General features: G+C 60.7%; 14 protein-coding genes. 12 read left to right on the forward strand and 2 right to left on the reverse strand.

Features of this window, described 5'->3' with window-relative positions; translation table 11 throughout:
- The first annotated feature begins 1 nt into the window (after position 1).
- From ACRZ94_RS08510 to mdoH, 7 genes are all read left to right on the forward strand, one after another.
- Positions 2 to 460 carry a DUF302 domain-containing protein gene (locus ACRZ94_RS08510; RefSeq protein WP_480652234.1) on the forward strand — a complete coding sequence of 153 codons (459 nt, stop codon included), beginning with the start codon at positions 2 to 4 and terminating at the stop codon, positions 458 to 460.
- Positions 461 to 540: 80 nt separating this feature from the next.
- Entirely contained in the window at positions 541 to 2160 is a 1620-nt protein-coding gene (locus ACRZ94_RS08515) for a thiamine pyrophosphate-binding protein (RefSeq protein WP_480652236.1), read from the forward strand.
- Complete coding sequence (locus ACRZ94_RS08520) at positions 2147 to 3331, forward strand: CaiB/BaiF CoA transferase family protein (RefSeq protein WP_480797130.1); 1185 nt, start codon at positions 2147 to 2149, stop codon at positions 3329 to 3331. The genes ACRZ94_RS08515 and ACRZ94_RS08520 overlap by 14 nt, the downstream gene beginning before the upstream one ends.
- Before the next feature lie 182 nt (positions 3332 to 3513).
- A complete protein-coding gene (locus ACRZ94_RS08525; protein ID WP_480652239.1) occupies positions 3514 to 4884 on the forward strand; it encodes a tetratricopeptide repeat protein in 1371 nt (456 codons plus the stop codon).
- A gap of 29 nt (positions 4885 to 4913) precedes the next feature.
- Positions 4914 to 6131 (forward strand): OpgC family protein, encoded by a 1218-nt coding sequence (locus ACRZ94_RS08530; protein ID WP_480797131.1) that lies wholly within the window; start codon positions 4914 to 4916, stop codon positions 6129 to 6131.
- The gene (locus tag ACRZ94_RS08535; protein WP_480652243.1) at positions 6128 to 7627 is read left to right on the forward strand and encodes an OpgD/OpgG family glucan biosynthesis protein; all 1500 of its coding nucleotides are present in this window, start codon (positions 6128 to 6130) and stop codon (positions 7625 to 7627) included. Before ACRZ94_RS08530 ends, ACRZ94_RS08535 begins: the two co-directional genes overlap by 4 nt.
- Positions 7624 to 9492 (forward strand): glucans biosynthesis glucosyltransferase MdoH, encoded by a 1869-nt coding sequence (gene mdoH / locus ACRZ94_RS08540; RefSeq protein WP_480652890.1) that lies wholly within the window; start codon positions 7624 to 7626, stop codon positions 9490 to 9492. Before ACRZ94_RS08535 ends, mdoH begins: the two co-directional genes overlap by 4 nt.
- Positions 9493 to 9590: 98 nt before the next feature.
- Here mdoH and ACRZ94_RS08545 read toward each other — a convergent pair whose 3' ends face one another.
- Together ACRZ94_RS08545 and ACRZ94_RS08550 are read right to left on the reverse strand one after the other, a co-directional pair.
- Complete coding sequence (locus ACRZ94_RS08545) at positions 9591 to 10415, reverse strand: CE1 family esterase (RefSeq protein WP_480652245.1); 825 nt, start codon at positions 10413 to 10415, stop codon at positions 9591 to 9593.
- Positions 10412 to 10885: a rhodanese-like domain-containing protein gene (locus ACRZ94_RS08550; protein ID WP_480652247.1), complete on the reverse strand. Its 474-nt coding sequence runs from the start codon at positions 10883 to 10885 to the stop codon at positions 10412 to 10414. Before ACRZ94_RS08550 ends, ACRZ94_RS08545 begins: the two co-directional genes overlap by 4 nt.
- 223 nt (positions 10886 to 11108) lie before the next feature.
- Between ACRZ94_RS08550 and ACRZ94_RS08555 the strand changes: the two genes are divergently transcribed.
- The 5 genes from ACRZ94_RS08555 to ACRZ94_RS08575 are packed head-to-tail and all read left to right on the forward strand — an operon-like array spanning position 11109 to position 16627.
- Positions 11109 to 13976 carry a monovalent cation/H+ antiporter subunit A gene (locus ACRZ94_RS08555; RefSeq protein WP_480652249.1) on the forward strand — a complete coding sequence of 956 codons (2868 nt, stop codon included), beginning with the start codon at positions 11109 to 11111 and terminating at the stop codon, positions 13974 to 13976.
- Positions 13976 to 14335 (forward strand): Na+/H+ antiporter subunit C, encoded by a 360-nt coding sequence (locus ACRZ94_RS08560; protein WP_480652251.1) that lies wholly within the window; start codon positions 13976 to 13978, stop codon positions 14333 to 14335. Before ACRZ94_RS08555 ends, ACRZ94_RS08560 begins: the two co-directional genes overlap by 1 nt.
- Positions 14332 to 15861 (forward strand): monovalent cation/H+ antiporter subunit D, encoded by a 1530-nt coding sequence (locus tag ACRZ94_RS08565; RefSeq protein WP_480797132.1) that lies wholly within the window; start codon positions 14332 to 14334, stop codon positions 15859 to 15861. The genes ACRZ94_RS08560 and ACRZ94_RS08565 overlap by 4 nt, the downstream gene beginning before the upstream one ends.
- The gene (locus ACRZ94_RS08570) at positions 15861 to 16358 is read left to right on the forward strand and encodes a Na+/H+ antiporter subunit E (RefSeq protein ID WP_480652255.1); all 498 of its coding nucleotides are present in this window, start codon (positions 15861 to 15863) and stop codon (positions 16356 to 16358) included. Before ACRZ94_RS08565 ends, ACRZ94_RS08570 begins: the two co-directional genes overlap by 1 nt.
- Positions 16358 to 16627: a K+/H+ antiporter subunit F gene (locus tag ACRZ94_RS08575; protein ID WP_480652892.1), complete on the forward strand. Its 270-nt coding sequence runs from the start codon at positions 16358 to 16360 to the stop codon at positions 16625 to 16627. The genes ACRZ94_RS08570 and ACRZ94_RS08575 overlap by 1 nt, the downstream gene beginning before the upstream one ends.
- Positions 16628 to 16632 lie beyond the last annotated feature (5 nt).

Raw genomic sequence — 16632 nt, forward strand, 5'->3', positions numbered from 1 at the left:
AATGCGCGGTCTTTGGGGTTTGCTCTGTTGTCTGGCTCTGCCCGTTTGGGCGCAGGAGCCAGTGGCGGGCTGGGCAGTCTACCCGACGGATAAGCCTTATGATACGCTTGTTGCGGATACGCGGGCGGCGGTGAAAGACAACGGTCTGATCGTGGTCACACAGGCGGGGCCAACCAAGGCCGCTGCGGCGCGTGGCATCACCATTCCCGGCAATCTGGTGATCGGGGCCTTCAACAACGACTATGCCGTGCGGGTTCTGGAAACATCCGTACAGGCAATGATCGAAGCACCGATCCGCTTTTATGTCACCGAAAATGAGGACGGAACCGCGACCCTGTCCTACAAAACGCCCAGTTTTGTGTTCGCGCCCTATGTTTATGAGGGTGGCGAGCCCCTGCTGGAGATCGCCACGGAACTTGACGCAAAGTTTCAGGCAGTGGCGGAATCCGCAGTCAAATAGTCACACTGACGTGAACCTGCTTGCGTCTGGGCGCGTCCTCCGCAATCTGCTTTGCAACGTGATTACCCGGAGCTTGATTGATGCAGGACCTGTCCCCCCGCGCGGCTGACCTTTTGGCGCAACGCCTCTATGAGGCTGGATGCCGCCACGCCTTTGGCATGCCCGGAGGTGAGGTCCTGACGCTGGTCGACGCTCTGGAACAGGCCGGAATCACCTTTCACCTGACCAAGCATGAAAACGCCGCTGGTTTCATGGCCGAGGCCGTCCATCACCGCGACGGCGCGCCTGCGATTCTGGTGGCGACGCTTGGCCCCGGCGCGATGAACGGGATCAATGTGGTGGCCAACGCGTTGCAAGACCGGGTGCCGATGATCGTCCTGACCGGATGTGTCGATGCGGATGAGGCGCTGACCTACACCCATCAGGTCATGGATCACGCGCAGGTTTACCGCTCGATCACCAAGGGCACGTTCACCCTGACGGCGCAGGGGGCCGATATTGTTGCTGACAAGGCCGTGACGCTGGCCAACCAACCGCGCCCCGGCCCTGTGCATATCGACGTGCCGATCTCGGTCGCGGATACGCGCGTGTCGGGTGTGAAACGCCGCCGCCGCGCCAAGATCGCCGCCGTCGCGCCCGAGGGGAACTGTGTTGAGAAAGCCCGCCGCTGGGTGGCGCAGGCGGAACGGCCCATCGCGATTGTGGGACTGGATGTGCTCTATGACGATTCGCGCAACGTGGTGCAGGCGTTTCTGGAGCATTTCAACATCCCCTTCGTGACCACCTACAAGGCCAAAGGGGTCGTTCCCGAAGATCACCCGCTATGCCTGGGCGGCGCGGGCCTGTCGCCTTTGGCAGACAAACATCTGGTGCCGCTGGTCGAGCAATCCGATCTGGTAATTTGTGTGGGCTATGACCCGATTGAAATGCGCCCCGGCTGGCGCGAGATCTGGGACCCCGAGGAAAAGCGCGTCATCGACATTTCAGCCGTGGCCAATGATCACTACATGCATCAGGCCGGGCTGAACCTTGTGGCCGACACCGGCCCCACGCTTGAGGCCATCGCCAAGGGCAACGCGGCGCGCGCCACATGGCCCGGCGGTGAACCAACGCAGGTCAAGGCCGCGTTGGCGCAGGCTTTCCCCACCGACGACGAATGGGGCCCTGCCGCCGTGATCGCCGAAACCCGAGCCGCCCTGCCCGCAGAAACGCTGGCCACTGCCGATAGCGGCGCGCACCGTATCTTGCTGAGCCAGATGTGGGACTGTTCCGAGGAACGCGGGCTGATCCAATCCTCGGCGCTGTGCACCATGGGCTGCGCTGTACCGATGGCGATTGGCCTGAAACTGGCCGAACCCGACCGCCCGGTCATCAGTTTCTCGGGCGATGCCGGGTTCCTGATGGTCGCCGGAGAGCTGTCGACCGCTGCCGAAATGGGCGGCAATCCGATCTTTCTGGTCTTTGTTGACGCCAGCCTTGCGCTGATCGAGCTGAAACAGCGCCAACGTCAGATGGGCAACCGGGGCGTGGATTTCGACCGTCACGACTTTGCCGCCATGGGCCGCGCCTTTGGTGGCAACGGCCACACGGTGCGCAACCGGGCAGAGCTGCGCGCGGCGCTGGATGCAGCGGTTAAAGCCGACAGTTTCACCGTGATCGCCGCCGAAATCGATCGTGGGGGCTATGATGGCCGGATCTGAGGGACCACTGAAGGGCGTTAAGGTACTGGACCTGAGCCGCATTCTGGCGGGACCGACCTGCACGCAATTGCTGGGCGATCTGGGCGCAAGTGTCATCAAGATCGAAAACCCGGCAACGGGTGGTGACGACACGCGGCAATGGGGCCCTCCGTATGTTGAGGATGCGCAGGGCAACCGCTCGGACCTGAGCGCGTATTTCATGTCGGCCAATCGCAACAAGAAATCCGTTGCCATCGACATCACGACCCCCGAAGGTCAGTCCAAAATCAAGCGCTTGGCGGCCCATGCCGACATCCTGATCGAGAATTTCAAACCCGGCGGGCTGGCGAAATATGGGCTGGATTACGCGGCGCTGTCGCAAGAGCTGCCTGGCCTCATCTACTGCTCGATCTCGGGCTATGGGCAGACGGGACCGAACGCCTCGAAGCCCGGATATGATCTGATGGCACAGGGCTATGGCGGGATCATGTCGCTGACGGGCGATCCCGAAGGCGCGCCGATGAAAGTGGGCGTGGGCATCGCGGATGTGATGTGCGGGATGTACGCCACCGTGGGTATTCTGGCGGCATTGCGCCACCGTGACCAGACCGGAGAAGGCCAGCAGATTGATCTGGCGCTGGTGGACGCTCAGGTCGCGTGGCTGATCAATGAGGGCGTGAACTACCTGACCTCGGGCAACGTCCCACAACGGCGCGGCAACGGGCATCCCAATATCGTGCCCTATGACGTCTATGAAACGGCGGATGGCCACGTCATTCTGGCGGTTGGAAATGATGGGCAGTTCCGTCGGTTCTGCGATTTCATCAACCGCCCGGATTTGGCCGATGACCAGCGTTTTGCCACCAACCCCGCCCGGCTGGAACACCGCGACGCGCTGAATGCTGTGCTGCGCCCGGCCGTGCAGGCCCACAACACCGCCACCGTTATTGCCGAGTTGGAAACCCGCAAAGTCCCCGTTGGCCCGGTGCAGACGCTGGATCAGGTGTTCGACACAGATCAGGTGGCCGCACGGCAGATGCAAATTGCCATGCAAGCAGCCCCGGGCGAGGTGAATCTGATCGGAAATCCACTGAAACTTTCGCGCACGCCGGTCACCTATCGCAGCGCCCCGCCGGAATTCGGGGCGGATACTCAGGCGGTTCTGAACGCCGAAAATCCCTTTGACGATTGAAACACTGTGCTTAATTCGGCGGCAAGTTGCTGAAACATGCCGTTGAATCGGCGGTTTTTTTCAAGTTTTCCACACACGGCATTTCACCAATTCGAGAGCAGGGGCGATACTGATACGACGCCGACAGACTCTCTGCTACATCGAATAATGTAGACTTTTCTAAGATGGATCGGACCACACGCATGAAACAAGATGTTTTCGGACAGATGAACACCCTCAGCCAATCGGCCAGTGTCGAGGCGTGGAACGGTGTTCTGCTTGGCTTCATGGCGCATTCGGCCACCACCCCGCAACATCTGGGCAAAGTGCTGGAGCTTGAGCCCGATTTTGCCCTGGGTCATGCCATCAAAGGTCTGTTCATGATTCTGCTGGGTCGTCGCGAGATGGTCGCCGTTGCGGTTGATGCGCTGGATGCTGCGAATGCGGCAGCAGAGCGTCAGCCGGTCTCGGCCCGCGAACGTCTGTATATCGATGCGCTGGGGCTTTATCTGGCCGATCTGCCCTCGCAAGCTGTTCAGAAATTCGAAGAGATTTTGCGCGCTCATCCGCAGGACACGCTGGCGATGAAGCTGAGCCATGCAACGCGGTTTGTTCTGGGCGACGCCGCAGGTATGCGCCGGTCGATTGAGCGTGTGATGCCCGCCTACGAACCCGACCATGCGGGTCGTGGTTACCTGCTGGGCTGCCATTCCTTCGCGCTGGAGGAGACCGGCGCCTATGAAAAGGCCGAGATCGCAGGCCGTCAGGCGCTGTGGATGGTGTCGGATGACGCCTGGGGCCTGCATGCCGTGGCCCACGTGCACGAAATGACGGGCAACGCGCAGCTAGGATTGGACTGGCTGGCCGGGCGCGAGGATGCGTGGACCCATTGCAACAACTTCCGCTACCACGTCTGGTGGCACAAGGCGCTGATGCATCTGGACCTGGGTCAGGTCGATCAGGTGATGGAGCTGTATGACAACTACATCCGCCAGGACAAAACCGACGACTACCGCGACATCTCGAACGCGACCTCGCTGCTGTCACGGCTTGAGCTTGAGGGCGTCGAGGTGGGCAACCGCTGGGAGGAACTGGCCGACCTCAGCGCCGCGCGCACCGAAGATGGCTGCCTGATCTTTGCCGATCTGCACTATCTGCTGGCCCTGACCGGCGACAATCGCGGTGAAGCGACCGGCAAGATGTTGCAGCGTATCCAAAAGGACGCGCAGCGCAATCAGGGGGACACCCCGATCCGCATGTCCGATCCGGGCATCGCAGCCGCCAAGGGGCTTGAGGCTTTTGGCGAGGGCCTTTACGGGCAAGCCTTTGATTTCCTGTCCAATGCACGGGACGGAATGCAATTGGCAGGTGGAAGTCACGCCCAACGTGATGTATTCGAGCGCATCACAATTGATTCCGGCCTGCGCGCGGGCCGTCTGGATGCTGTCGAGCGTATTCTGGACGATCGCCGCGCCAAACGTGCCGGTGGCGAGGACAATTACGCTTTGGCGCGCCGCGCATTGATCGACGCGGCCCGCGATAACGGAGACGCACAAAGCGTCCCGGCTGAATAACAAAAAGACCAAAGAAGGACAGAATACGTATGGCGACTGCTTCGCCCGCTTCTGATTTTGCGCCTGTGGCTGCCCAAGCGGCAGCCCCTGCCCGCGTGCGCGACCCGCGTCTGGATTTCTATCGCGGCATCGCGATGTTCATCATCCTGATTGCGCATATCCCGAATGACCCATGGGCCAAGTGGATTCCCGCACGGTTCGGTTTCTCGGATGCAACCGAGATTTTCGTGTTCTGCTCAGGCATGGCCTCGGCCATCGCCTTTGGCGGGGCGTTTGCGCGCAAGGGCTGGTGGATGGGCACGGCCCGCGTCGCCTTTCGCATCTGGCAGGTCTACTGGGCGCATATCGCGCTGTTCTTCTTTGTCGCCATGTCCATGGCGGCGCTGGATCAGACAGGTTTCTTTGAGAAAACATATATCTCCTCACTGAACCTGCAGCATTTCTTCAATGATCCGGCACCGCAGATCGTGGGTCTGTTCACACTGACCTATGTGCCAAACTACTTCGACATTCTGCCCATGTATCTAGTGGTTCTGGCGATGATGCCAATGTTCATGGGCTTGTCACGGGTTGGGTTCTGGGCGGTTGCAATGGCTTCGGTGCTGATCTGGCTGGTGGCTCAGTTCGACTATCTGGACCTCCCGGCTGAGCCGTGGTCGGAGCGTCAGTGGTTCTTCAACCCGTTCGGCTGGCAATTGCTGTTCTTCACCGGTTTCGCCTTTATGCGCGGCTGGATACCTGCCCCGCCGGTGTCGAAAACGCTGATCTGGGCAGCGGCTTTGTTCCTGATCTTCTCAATGCCGTTCGGGTCGTGGAAAGTGTTCACCTGGATCAATGCAGCCGCGCCCGATCTGGCCGATGAAATCCGCAAGGTCTGGCCCGTAACCAAGGAATTCCGCGACAAGTCCGATTTTGGCCTGTTCCGCTATGTCCACTTCCTGTCGCTGGCTTATCTGGGCTGGGTCGTCGCGGGCGAGCATGGCCACCGCCTGATCGCAACCGGCCACAGCGCGGGGGCCAAGGTCTGGCAGGCCCTGCTGACCGTGATCACCAAAGTCGGACAGCAATCGCTGGCGGTGTTCGTATTTTCCATGGCAGCCGCACGACTTATCGGCGTCGGACTGGACCTGAGTGGGCGGGATGTTGCCAGTGTGTTCATCGCCAACATGATTGGCTTTGCCATGATCATCGGCGTCGCCTACATGGCCGCCTGGTTCAAGTCACAACCCTGGAAGTCGAAAAAATGAATTTCACACGTCGCGCATTTCTGGCCTCAACTTCGGCGCTTGCCTTTGCTCCGGCCACCTTTGCCGTGGGCGGAGAAGTCCCCTTTGACCGCAACGATGTGATCGCGCTGGCCCGCGAATTGGCCAGCAAACCCTATGCCGAGCGTGAGATGGTCCCGCAGGAATGGCAGGACCTGACGTATCAGCAATACCGCTCGATCCGGTTCCGTCTGGACCGCGCGCTTTGGTATGAGACCGAGACGCCGTTCAACGTCGATTTCTTTACCCCCGGCCTATATTTCCCGCGCACGGTTAAAGTGTCGACGGTTGAGGACGGGATGACCAAACCGGTCACGTTCGATCTGTCGATGTTCGATAAATCCGAAGACGTCCCGCAATTGCCTATCGACGACACGCTGGGCTTTTCCGGCCTGCGTTTGCGCACCGAAATGCACCGTCCCGGGGAAACCGATGAGTTCTGCGTCTGGCAAGGTGCCAGCTATTTCCGCGCCATCGGTCTGCATGAGGTTTACGGCCTGTCCGCCCGCGGTCTGGCCCTGAAAACCGGCGACCCCGATGGTGAGGAATTCCCCGAATTCATCCGGTTCTGGTTGGAACGTCCCAAACCCGGTCAACGGGATATGGTGGTCCATGCCTTGATGGACAGCCCCAGCGTGACCGGGGCCTACCGTTTCAACGTCACCGCCGGTGCCGATTGCATCATGGACGTCGAGGCGACGCTGTTCCCTCGCGAAGAACTGCCCCATGTCGGCATTGCGCCCGGCACCTCGATGTTCCTGTTCGATCAGACCAACCACAGCCGGTTCGACGATTTCCGCCCCGCCGTCCATGACAGTGACGGCCTGCTGATCCGCAATGGCGCCGGAGAGGTGCTGTGGCGCCCGCTGGCCAACCCCCTCAATCTGCAGATTTCGTCCTTTGTGGACATGAACCCCCGCGGGTTTGGCCTGATGCAGCGGAAACGGAAGTTCTCGGACTATGCGGATCTTGAGGCGAATTATCACAAACGCCCCGGCCTGTGGGTCGAGCCCAACGGCGATTGGGGTAAGGGCTCCGTGACCTTGGTTGAGATTCCGGCCGATCAGGAAATCTATGACAATATCGTCGCCTACTGGCGCCCCGCAGAACCCTATGCGGCAGGCAGTCAGGTCGATCTGTCTTATCGCCTGATCTGGGGTGAGGAACCGCAGCGCACCCCGATGCCACGCGTGATCAACACGGCGATGGGCGAAAACACCTTTGGTGAGGGCCGTCTGGCCGTGATCGACTTTGAAGATAGTGAGCTGTTCTCCGATCCCGAAGCGATGACCATCTTCGTCAACTCTCCCCATGCCGAAACATCCGAGGGCGTATTGCAGCGCAACCCCGACACGGGCGGGCTGCGGCTGGCCTTTTCCTTCCAGCCGGGTGAGCGCACCCATGTCGAGCTGCGCGCGCAGTTGCTGAAAGACAAGAAACCCGCCTCCGAAGTGTGGCTGTACCGTTGGACCGCATGACCAAAGACCTGCATATCATGCCGCCAGAGGCGCCTCTGGCCATGCCCGCCCAGGATTTCCGCGCGGATTTCCGGGATGCCGATGTCCCCACGGGTCAGCGCGCATCGGCCGGGTTCTGGCGCGCGCTGGCGTTCTCGCCAGCGATGGCGGCGACGCTGGGGCTGTTGTGGGTCATGAGCGATTGGTTCGGGGCCGAGGGCATCAACCTGATCGAAGGCATCCTGCTCGCGCTGATCTCGTTCAACTTTTTCTGGATTTCCTTCACGGTCTGCACCGTGCTGTTGGGGATGGTGTCCCTGTCCCGGCAGGAAAAACCCAGGCGGGAAACGCGGTCACAGCCCTTGCGCGTGGCGCTGCTGACCCCGGTCTATAACGAAGTGCCTTGGAATGTGCTGGGCAACGCCCGCACCATGCTGGAGGATTTGCGCGCGCGCAGCGGTCAGCATCACTATGCGATGTTCATCCTGTCCGATACGCGTGACCCAGCGATTGCGGCACAGGAACAGGCCAGTGTCGAGGCGCTGCGCACCACACTCGCCCCCGGTCTGGAACTGTATTATCGCCGTCGCGAACAGAACACTGACCGCAAGGTCGGCAACATCGCCGATTGGGTCAGCCACTGGGGGGCCGATTGGGATGCGATGCTGGTGCTGGATGCCGACAGCCTGATGACCGGGCGCGCGATCACGCGCCTGACCGACGCGCTGGCGCGTGATCCGGGTGCCGGTCTGATCCAAAGCTATCCGCAACTGATCGGCGCACAGTCGGTCTTTGCCCGGATGCAGCAATTCGCCAATGGCGTTTATGGCATCGCCTTTGCCGAGGGTCTGGCCCGCTGGTGCGGGCAAGAGGGCAACTATTGGGGCCACAACGCCATCATTCGCACAAGGGCGTTCGCCAGCAGCGCGGGTCTGCCGAAACTGCGGGCGTATAATGGTCAGGAAAAGCTGATCATGAGCCACGATTTTGTCGAGGCGGGTCTGCTGCGCCGCGCCGGTTGGGCCGTGCGCTTTCTGCCGCGCATTCGTGGGTCGTATGAGGAAACGCCGCCCACCCTGATCGACCACGCGCTGCGGGATCGGCGCTGGTGTCAGGGCAACCTGCAACACCTGAAACTACTGGGCTCGACCGGGTTCCGCGCCGTGTCGCGTTTTCACATGTTCCACGGCGCGGTCGGCTATCTGATGTCGCCGCTGTGGTTTGCCCTGCTGGTGATGTGGGCGCTGATCGGTCAGGGTGAGGACGCCTCGGTCCTGTATTATTTCAGCCCCGACAATCCCCTTTTCCCGCAGTGGCCCGAGATGTCGGAGACCCGTCATGTGCTGATCATTCTGGTCATGTACGCCATGTTGCTGGCCCCCAAGGTGCTGGGCGTTCTGGCCCTGCCCCTCAGCGGGATGCGCTATGCCGAGTTTGGTGGCGGCTTGAAATTTCTCACATCGTTCCTGGCCGAGGTGATCCTATCGATCCTCTACGCACCGATCCTGATGGTACAGCAGATGATCGCGGTGTTCCGCACCGCGCTTGGTATCCAAAAGGGCTGGTCGCCGCAGGCGCGTGACGGCGGCACCTATGGGCTGCGCACGCTGATCCTGTGTCATACGCTGGAAACCATCAGCGGCATCGCGCTGAGCGTTGGGATTCTGTCTGGCCTCGTGTCGGTCTGGCTGGCCCCGATTGCGATCAGCCTTGCGCTCGCGATCCCGCTCTCTGCGCTCAGCGGCGTGTCGGCTGGCACGGCACGGCGCATGGTCGGGATGAAAGAGGATTTCAACGAACCGGCGATCACGCGCTCGGCCCGCCGTCACCGTGATGAGTTGAAGCGTCTGATCGAAGGCAAGGGCGTGATGACCCCTGCGGAATAGAACGCTTTGCGCTTTTAAATATAGAACAACCGAAATGCGCGTTCGACCGAAAGGGAGAGGCAGCGTATTTCGGTTCAATTCAAGCACAAAGCGTTTGATCAGCCGCCCGGCAGCCCTTCGTACCAGTCCACCATCATATCGGACCAACCTTTGGGGACATTGTGCCCGCCGGGAAACAGGGCGAATTCCAGCGCGCTGCCCTCGGCACAACCGCTCCAGTAGCGGCGCATGAACGGCCCCGTGGTGGAAAATCCGCTGGGTTTGGTATCAACGCAGCCATTCGCCACGCGCCAGATTTCCAGCCCGGCAAAAATGTCGCCCTGATGGAACCGACCGCCGCCCAAAAGGCGCCCCTCAAGCGGCACGACGTTATCCGTCCAGCCATGGGTGTGGAACATGCGCACAGGCCCTTCGCAGCTTTCGGGATGTGGTCGCCAAAACCCGCCCGAAACAGGCACATAGGCCGAGAACGTTTCCGGCGCGTCGCAGGCCAGATAATAAACCATAAAGGCGCCGGCTGAAAAACCTCCCAGCACCGCACGATCCGCATCCACGCCGAACCGGTCTGCTGCATCCTGCACGACCTCAGTCAAGAACGCCGTTTCGTCCCTTTCCCCAAAGCCCGGATAGAAGTTCCAGCTTTTGACACCAGGTCGGTTTGCACGCTCCAGCCCTTCGGGGGCGATCACCGCATAGCCCCGCGCCAGTAGCGGCTCAACCATGCTGCGGTTCCTCATGGTGCCTGCACCGTTGCCGCCATAGCCGTGCAGAAACACCACCAACGGGGGGTTTTCCGCCTTGGGCAGTTCAATGTGATACGTGCCCGAGGCGGTTTCGCACACATTCTCCTGATCGGCGCAGGCGGCAAAGCCAGCCTGCCCCGTCAGCGCCAGGCCAGCGGCCAGAGCAACGGCGCGGATCATTCTGTCTCTCCTGTCGGGCGTTCTACCGGCAGACCGGCGCGCACCCATCCGGGCCCTGCCGCTGAGCCCAGCATGCCTTCGGGCACGTCAATGACGTTGGTGAACCCGGCCTGGGTCAAGCGGTTGCTCAGACGCGCAGACCGGACGCCACGCGCGCAAATCAGGGCAACCGGCGCGTTGCGATCCCCATCCGCCAACTGCGCAAGAACCTGTTCGAAGTCGTCCCGCCGCATGTCCAGAGGGTAAGCGCCCTCGCCCACCCCCGTGGCCTGCCATTCCCGTGGTGTGCGGATATCGATCAGTAGGACATCACCGGACAGGGCCTGCTGGTGCGCCTCAGCCACGCTGAGTTGCCCGCCTGCATAGGCCGGAGGGATCAGACGATACTCGCGAATGGCAAAGCCGGTGGCGATCACCGCGCCCCCGCCCAGAACAACCCACCTTCGGGTCCGGTTCATCTTGTTCGCCATTTCGCGCCCTCCTGAACTGACAGGGCGGTTTTATCATATTCACGGGAAGGCTGCTGTGGTGAATTTTGATACACGGATCAAGTTCGCGTCATTATTTCGCACCTGAACCGCCGCGCCCCTACCGCCCTAGAACAAAGTGAAAAATTCGCAATAGCTGGACAGTCAGAAAATTATCTTTACAAAATTAGGTCTAATTCTGACCGCTCAGACCGGAGTATCGCACTTGTCCCTATTCCTCATCGCGGCCCTTCCCTTCCTCGGAGCTGTTTTCCCAGCCCTCCTGATCCGGGCAGGACGAAATGCAGCAGCCTCGGCAGCCGGGTTGACAACGTTCCTGGCCTTGATGGGACTGCTGATCCACATCCCCGCGGTCATGCGCGGAGATGTTGTGACCGCCCGGTTCGACTGGATACCGGTATTGGGACTGAATGCGAACTTCATGCTGGACGGTCTGGGGTTCCTGTTTGCCCTGCTGATTCTGGGCATTGGCCTGCTGATTATCCTTTATGCGCGGTTCTACCTGTCGCGTGAGGACCCGATGGGGCAGTTCTATACCTATCTGCTGCTGTTTCAGGGCGCGATGGTGGGGATTGTTCTGTCTGACAACATCCTGCTTCTTCTTATTTTCTGGGAGCTTACATCGCTTAGCTCATTCCTGTTGATCGGCTATTGGAAGCACTTGCCCGAAGGCCGTCAGGGTGCGCGGATGGCATTGGCCGTGACCGGATCGGGCGGGCTGGCGATGATCGCGGGGATGTTGATCCTGGGCAATATCGTGGGTTCGTATGATCTGAGCGTCATTCTGCAGAACAAAGAGCTGATCCAGGCCTCGCCCTATTACCTGCCCGCGCTGATCCTGATCCTGCTGGGCTGTTTCACCAAATCGGCGCAGTTCCCGTTCCATTTCTGGCTGCCGCATGCGATGGCCGCGCCCACGCCGGTGTCGGCCTATCTGCACTCGGCCACGATGGTGAAGGCCGGGCTGTTCCTGATGGCGCGGATGTGGCCGGTTCTGGCTGGAACCGATGCGTGGTTCTACATCGTGGCAACCACAGGTCTGGTGACCATGCTGATCGGCGCCTGCATTGCGCTGTTCAAGGATGACCTCAAGGCGCTGCTGGCGTTTTCGACCGTTTCGCATCTGGGTCTGGTGACGATGCTGCTGGGCTTTGGCACCAAATTCGCGGCCGTGGCGGCGGTGTTCCACATCATCAACCACGCCACATTCAAGGCCGCCCTGTTCATGACCGCCGGGATTGTCGACCATGAAACCGGCACGCGCGATATCAAACGGCTGGGCGGGTTGCGCCATCTGATGCCGATCACCTTTACCATCGGCACAATCGCAGCCCTGTCCATGGCCGGTCTGCCGCCGCTGAACGGGTTCCTGTCCAAAGAGATGATGCTTGAGGAAACCGTTCACACCACCTGGCTGCACTCGCACTACCTTGTTCCGGGCCTTGCGCTGTTGGCGGCGCTGTTTTCGGCGGCGTATTCTTTCCGCTTTATCGGCCATGTGTTCCTTGGGCCGCAGCAGGACGAGTACCCTCACCATCCGCATGACCCACCGGTTGGGCTGTGGCTGGCTCCGGCGTTTCTGGTGGTGTTGGTTGTCCTGATCGGGCTGAACTCGGCCGCCATTGTGGGTCCGCTGGTGGCCGTGGTGTCCGAGGCGGTCTATGGCGGGGGCAAACCTCCCTATTACTCGCTGAAGCTGTGGCATGGGTTCACGCCCGCGCTGTACATGTCGGTTGTCGCCACGCTGGGCGGTCTGGCCCTGCTGCGCCTGCACGGCAAGGGCGAGGCGATCTGGAACGCGCTGCCCCGCCCTGAGGCCAAGGTGATCTTTGAGGCCGTGATCCACGCCCTGACCGGGCTGAGCCGTCTGATCACCGACACGCTGCATAACGGCGTGATCAGCCGCTATGCAATCATCCTTGTCGCCTTTACGGTCGGGCTTGGCTACTACGCGTACACAACAGGCACGATTGGCCCGGTCACGCGTGAGCCGCTGCCGATCCAGATCATTCCGTTCATCGGCTGGATTTGTCTGGTCGGCGCGACGCTGGCGATCATGTGGTTCCACCGCAACCGACTACTATCACTGGTGCTGATCGGCGTGGTCGGCCTGATTGTGTCGATGGCGTTCAACTACCTCTCGGCCCCCGATCTGGCGCTGACGCAGATCTCGGTCGAGGTGGTGACGATGATCCTGTTGCTGCTCTCGCTGAACTTCCTGCCTACGGATACGCCGTGGGACAGCAGCGCCGCGCGCCGCTGGCGGGATGCAGCGATCTCGGTCGTGGCAGGGCTGGGCACTGGTGCACTGGTCTATGCGCTGATGCTGCGTGACTTTGCGTTCCCGACCATTTCCGAGTTTCATCTGGCAAATTCGTACAAGGGTGGCGGCGGCACCAATGTGGTGAACGTCATTCTGGTGGATTTCCGAGGCTTTGATACCTTTGGTGAAATCATCGTTCTGGGTATTGCCGCGCTGATCATCTATGCGCTGACCGAATCCGTTCTGGGCAGCAATGTCCGCGCCTATCTGCTGAACCGCAAACCGCATTGGCCGCAATCGGGCGACTCGCATCCGCTGATGATGGTGGTTGTCACGCGGATGATGATGCCCATCGCGCTGATGGTCGGCGCCTATATCTTTTTCCGGGGCCACAACCAGCCGGGCGGCGGGTTCATCGCCGGTCTGATCGTGGCGATTGCGTTCCTGATGCAATACATGGCCAGCGGCTATACTTGGGCGATTGAACGGCAAAGGTTCTACTACCACGGCACCATTGGCTGGGGTGTGCTAATCGCCGCGGCAACAGGTCTGGGCGCGTGGTTCAATGAGCGTCCCTTCCTGACCAGCGATTTCGGCTATATCCACTGGCCGCCGTTGCAAGAGTTTGAATGGGCCACCGCGATCCTGTTTGACACAGGCGTGTTCCTGGCGGTTCTGGGCGCGGTCATGCTGGCGCTGGACAGCTTGTCCCGGTTCGCATGGCAGCCTGGTATGGCCCAGGAATTCCCGATGGATATCAACCCGCTGCGGGATGACCTGAAAGAAGAAGATAAGAAGGAGCAGGCCTGATGGAAGCGCTCGTCGCCTCAGCCGTAGGCATCATGACCGCCGCGGGGATATTCCTGATCCTGCGTCGCCGCACCTTTCCGGTCATTCTGGGTCTGTCCCTGATCACTTATGCGGTGAACGTGTTCCTGTTCGCCACCGGGCGGCTGGCATTGGATGCGCCGGCTGTTCTGAACAAATACAAGGAAGTGCCTTACACCGACCCACTGCCGCAGGCGCTGGTTCTGACCGCCATCGTAATTTCGTTCGGGATGACGGCGGTCATCGTAATGATCGCGCTTTCGGCCTATCTGTCCTCGAAGGATGACCATATCGACATGAGCGCAGACGACAGCGTGGACGCGCCGGGAGAAGACGCATGAACCACTGGATTGTTGCGCCGATCGTCCTGCCCGCGATCCTGGCCCCGTTCATCATTATGGTCCTGCGTTATCATCTGGACCTGCAGCGCATCTTCTCGGTCGCCGGTGTCATTGGCCTGCTAGGTATCGCCCTGACCATCACCGCGCAGGCGGCGGGCGGCGATATTCAGGTCTATGAACTGGGGAACTGGCCCGCGCCCTTTGGCATCGTTCTGGTGCTGGATCGGTTGTCGGCCATGATGGTTCTGCTGACCGCCCTGCTGGCCCTGCCCATCGTGCTATACGCAATCGGATCGGGCTGGGACGAACGCGGCAAGCATTTTCACGCGCTGTTTCACTTTCAGCTCATGGGCGTTTGCGGTGCCTTCCTGACCGGCGACGCCTTTAACCTGTTTGTGTTCTTCGAGGTTCTTCTGATCGCCTCCTACGGTCTGATGACCCATGGCGGGGGGGCGGTGCGCCTGAAGGCAGGCGTGCAATACGTGGCCTATAACCTGCTGGGCTCGACCCTGTTCCTGTTCGCTTTGGGCACGCTTTACGCGGTGACCGGGACGCTGAACATGGCGGATATGGCGGTGCGCGTTGCAGAGCTACCGGCCGAGGATACCGCCCTGCTGCGTGTCGGCGCGGTTCTGTTGCTGCTGGTTTTCTGTATCAAGGCCGCCGTTCTGCCCCTGCATTTCTGGCTGCCCGCCAGCTATGCCAACGCGCCTTTGCCGGTGGCAGCACTGTTTGCGATCATGACCAAGGTCGGGGCCTATTCGATCCTGCGGATGTACACTTTGGGCTTCGGTCCCGAGGTTGAAGCCACCCAGGGGCTGGTCGGGGCCTGGCTGCAACCGGCAGCTCTGCTGACGCTGGCCGTCGGAACCATCGGTATTCTGGGCGCGCAGCATATCGCGCGGATGGTGGCGTTTTGCGCCATCGCCTCGATGGGCACGCTGCTGATCGCAATTTCGCTGTTTACCGAAACTGCCACGGCCGCCGCGCTTTACTATATCTATCACTCGACCCTTGCGACGGCGCTGTTGTTCCTTGTGGCCGATCTGGTGATGCAGCGGCGCGGTGGCGCGATTGAACCACAGACGCCAATGCCTCAGAACGGGTTGATTGCAGCGCTGTTCTTTGTCGGATCGATAGCTTTGGCCGGGATGCCGCCGCTTTCAGGCTTTATCGGCAAGCTGCTGGTGCTGGATGCCGCGCGCGATGCGCCGGACGCAAATGCCATCTGGGCGGTAATCCTGATCGGGTCTTTCGTGACCATCGTCGGATTGGCCCGCGCCGGGACCCTGATCTTCTGGAAAAGCTATGATGCCCGCTACAATACAGCGCCCGAAGACGAAGACACCCCACCCGCGCCCGAGCCGAACCCGGCCCTGACCTATACAACCGTGTTCGGGCTGGTGCTGGGGCTTGCCATGCTGACCCTGTTCGCAGGCCCGGCCCTGACTTATGCCGGTAAAACCGCCGCGCAGCTTTACACGCCCGAAGACTACATCTCGGCCGTTCTGGGAGGAGAAGAGTGATGAAACTTCTGCGCCGGATCTTCCCCCACCCCCACCTGACCTTCCTGTTGACGGTCGTGTGGGTTCTGCTGGCCAATAACGGGTCGCTGAATTCGGTGGTGTTTGGATTGCTGCTGGGGATCATCATCCCCTTCATCACCCAGCCCTATTGGCCTGACCGCCCCAAGCTGCGCAATTGGCCGATGGTTGTGGAATATATGCTGGTGGTGCTGTGGGATATCGTCATCGCCAATATCACCGTAGCCAGGATCATCCTGTTCAAACGTGACGCCAACCGCCAACCCAACTGGGTCTGCATCCCGCTGGAGCTGCGCACGCCCGAGGCGATCACCGTGCTGGCAGGCACGATCACAATGACCCCCGGTACAGTCAGCTGCGATCTGTCGGCGCAAGGGCACAACCTGCTGGTTCATTGTCTGGACGCGCCTGATACCGACGCCGTGCGAGATGAAATCAAGAACCGGTATGAACGCCGACTAAAGGAGATTTTCGAATGATCATCACCTACGCGATCTGGTTTGCATTCGCCTGTTTCGGGGCTGCCATCATGTTGTGCCTCTACCGCATCATCACCGCCGAGGGCGTTGGCACCCGCGTTCTGGCCCTGGACACGATGGTCATCAACACGATTGCCCTGCTGATCCTTTATGGTCTGGATCAGGGTACCGAGATCTTCTTCGAGTCTGCCATGATCATCGCCATGCTGGGCTTTGTCTCAACCGTGGCTTACGCGCGCTTCATGCTGCGCGGAAACATTATCGAGTGAGGGCG

The sequence above is a fragment of the Ruegeria sp. CH10 genome, from assembly GCF_056537125.1.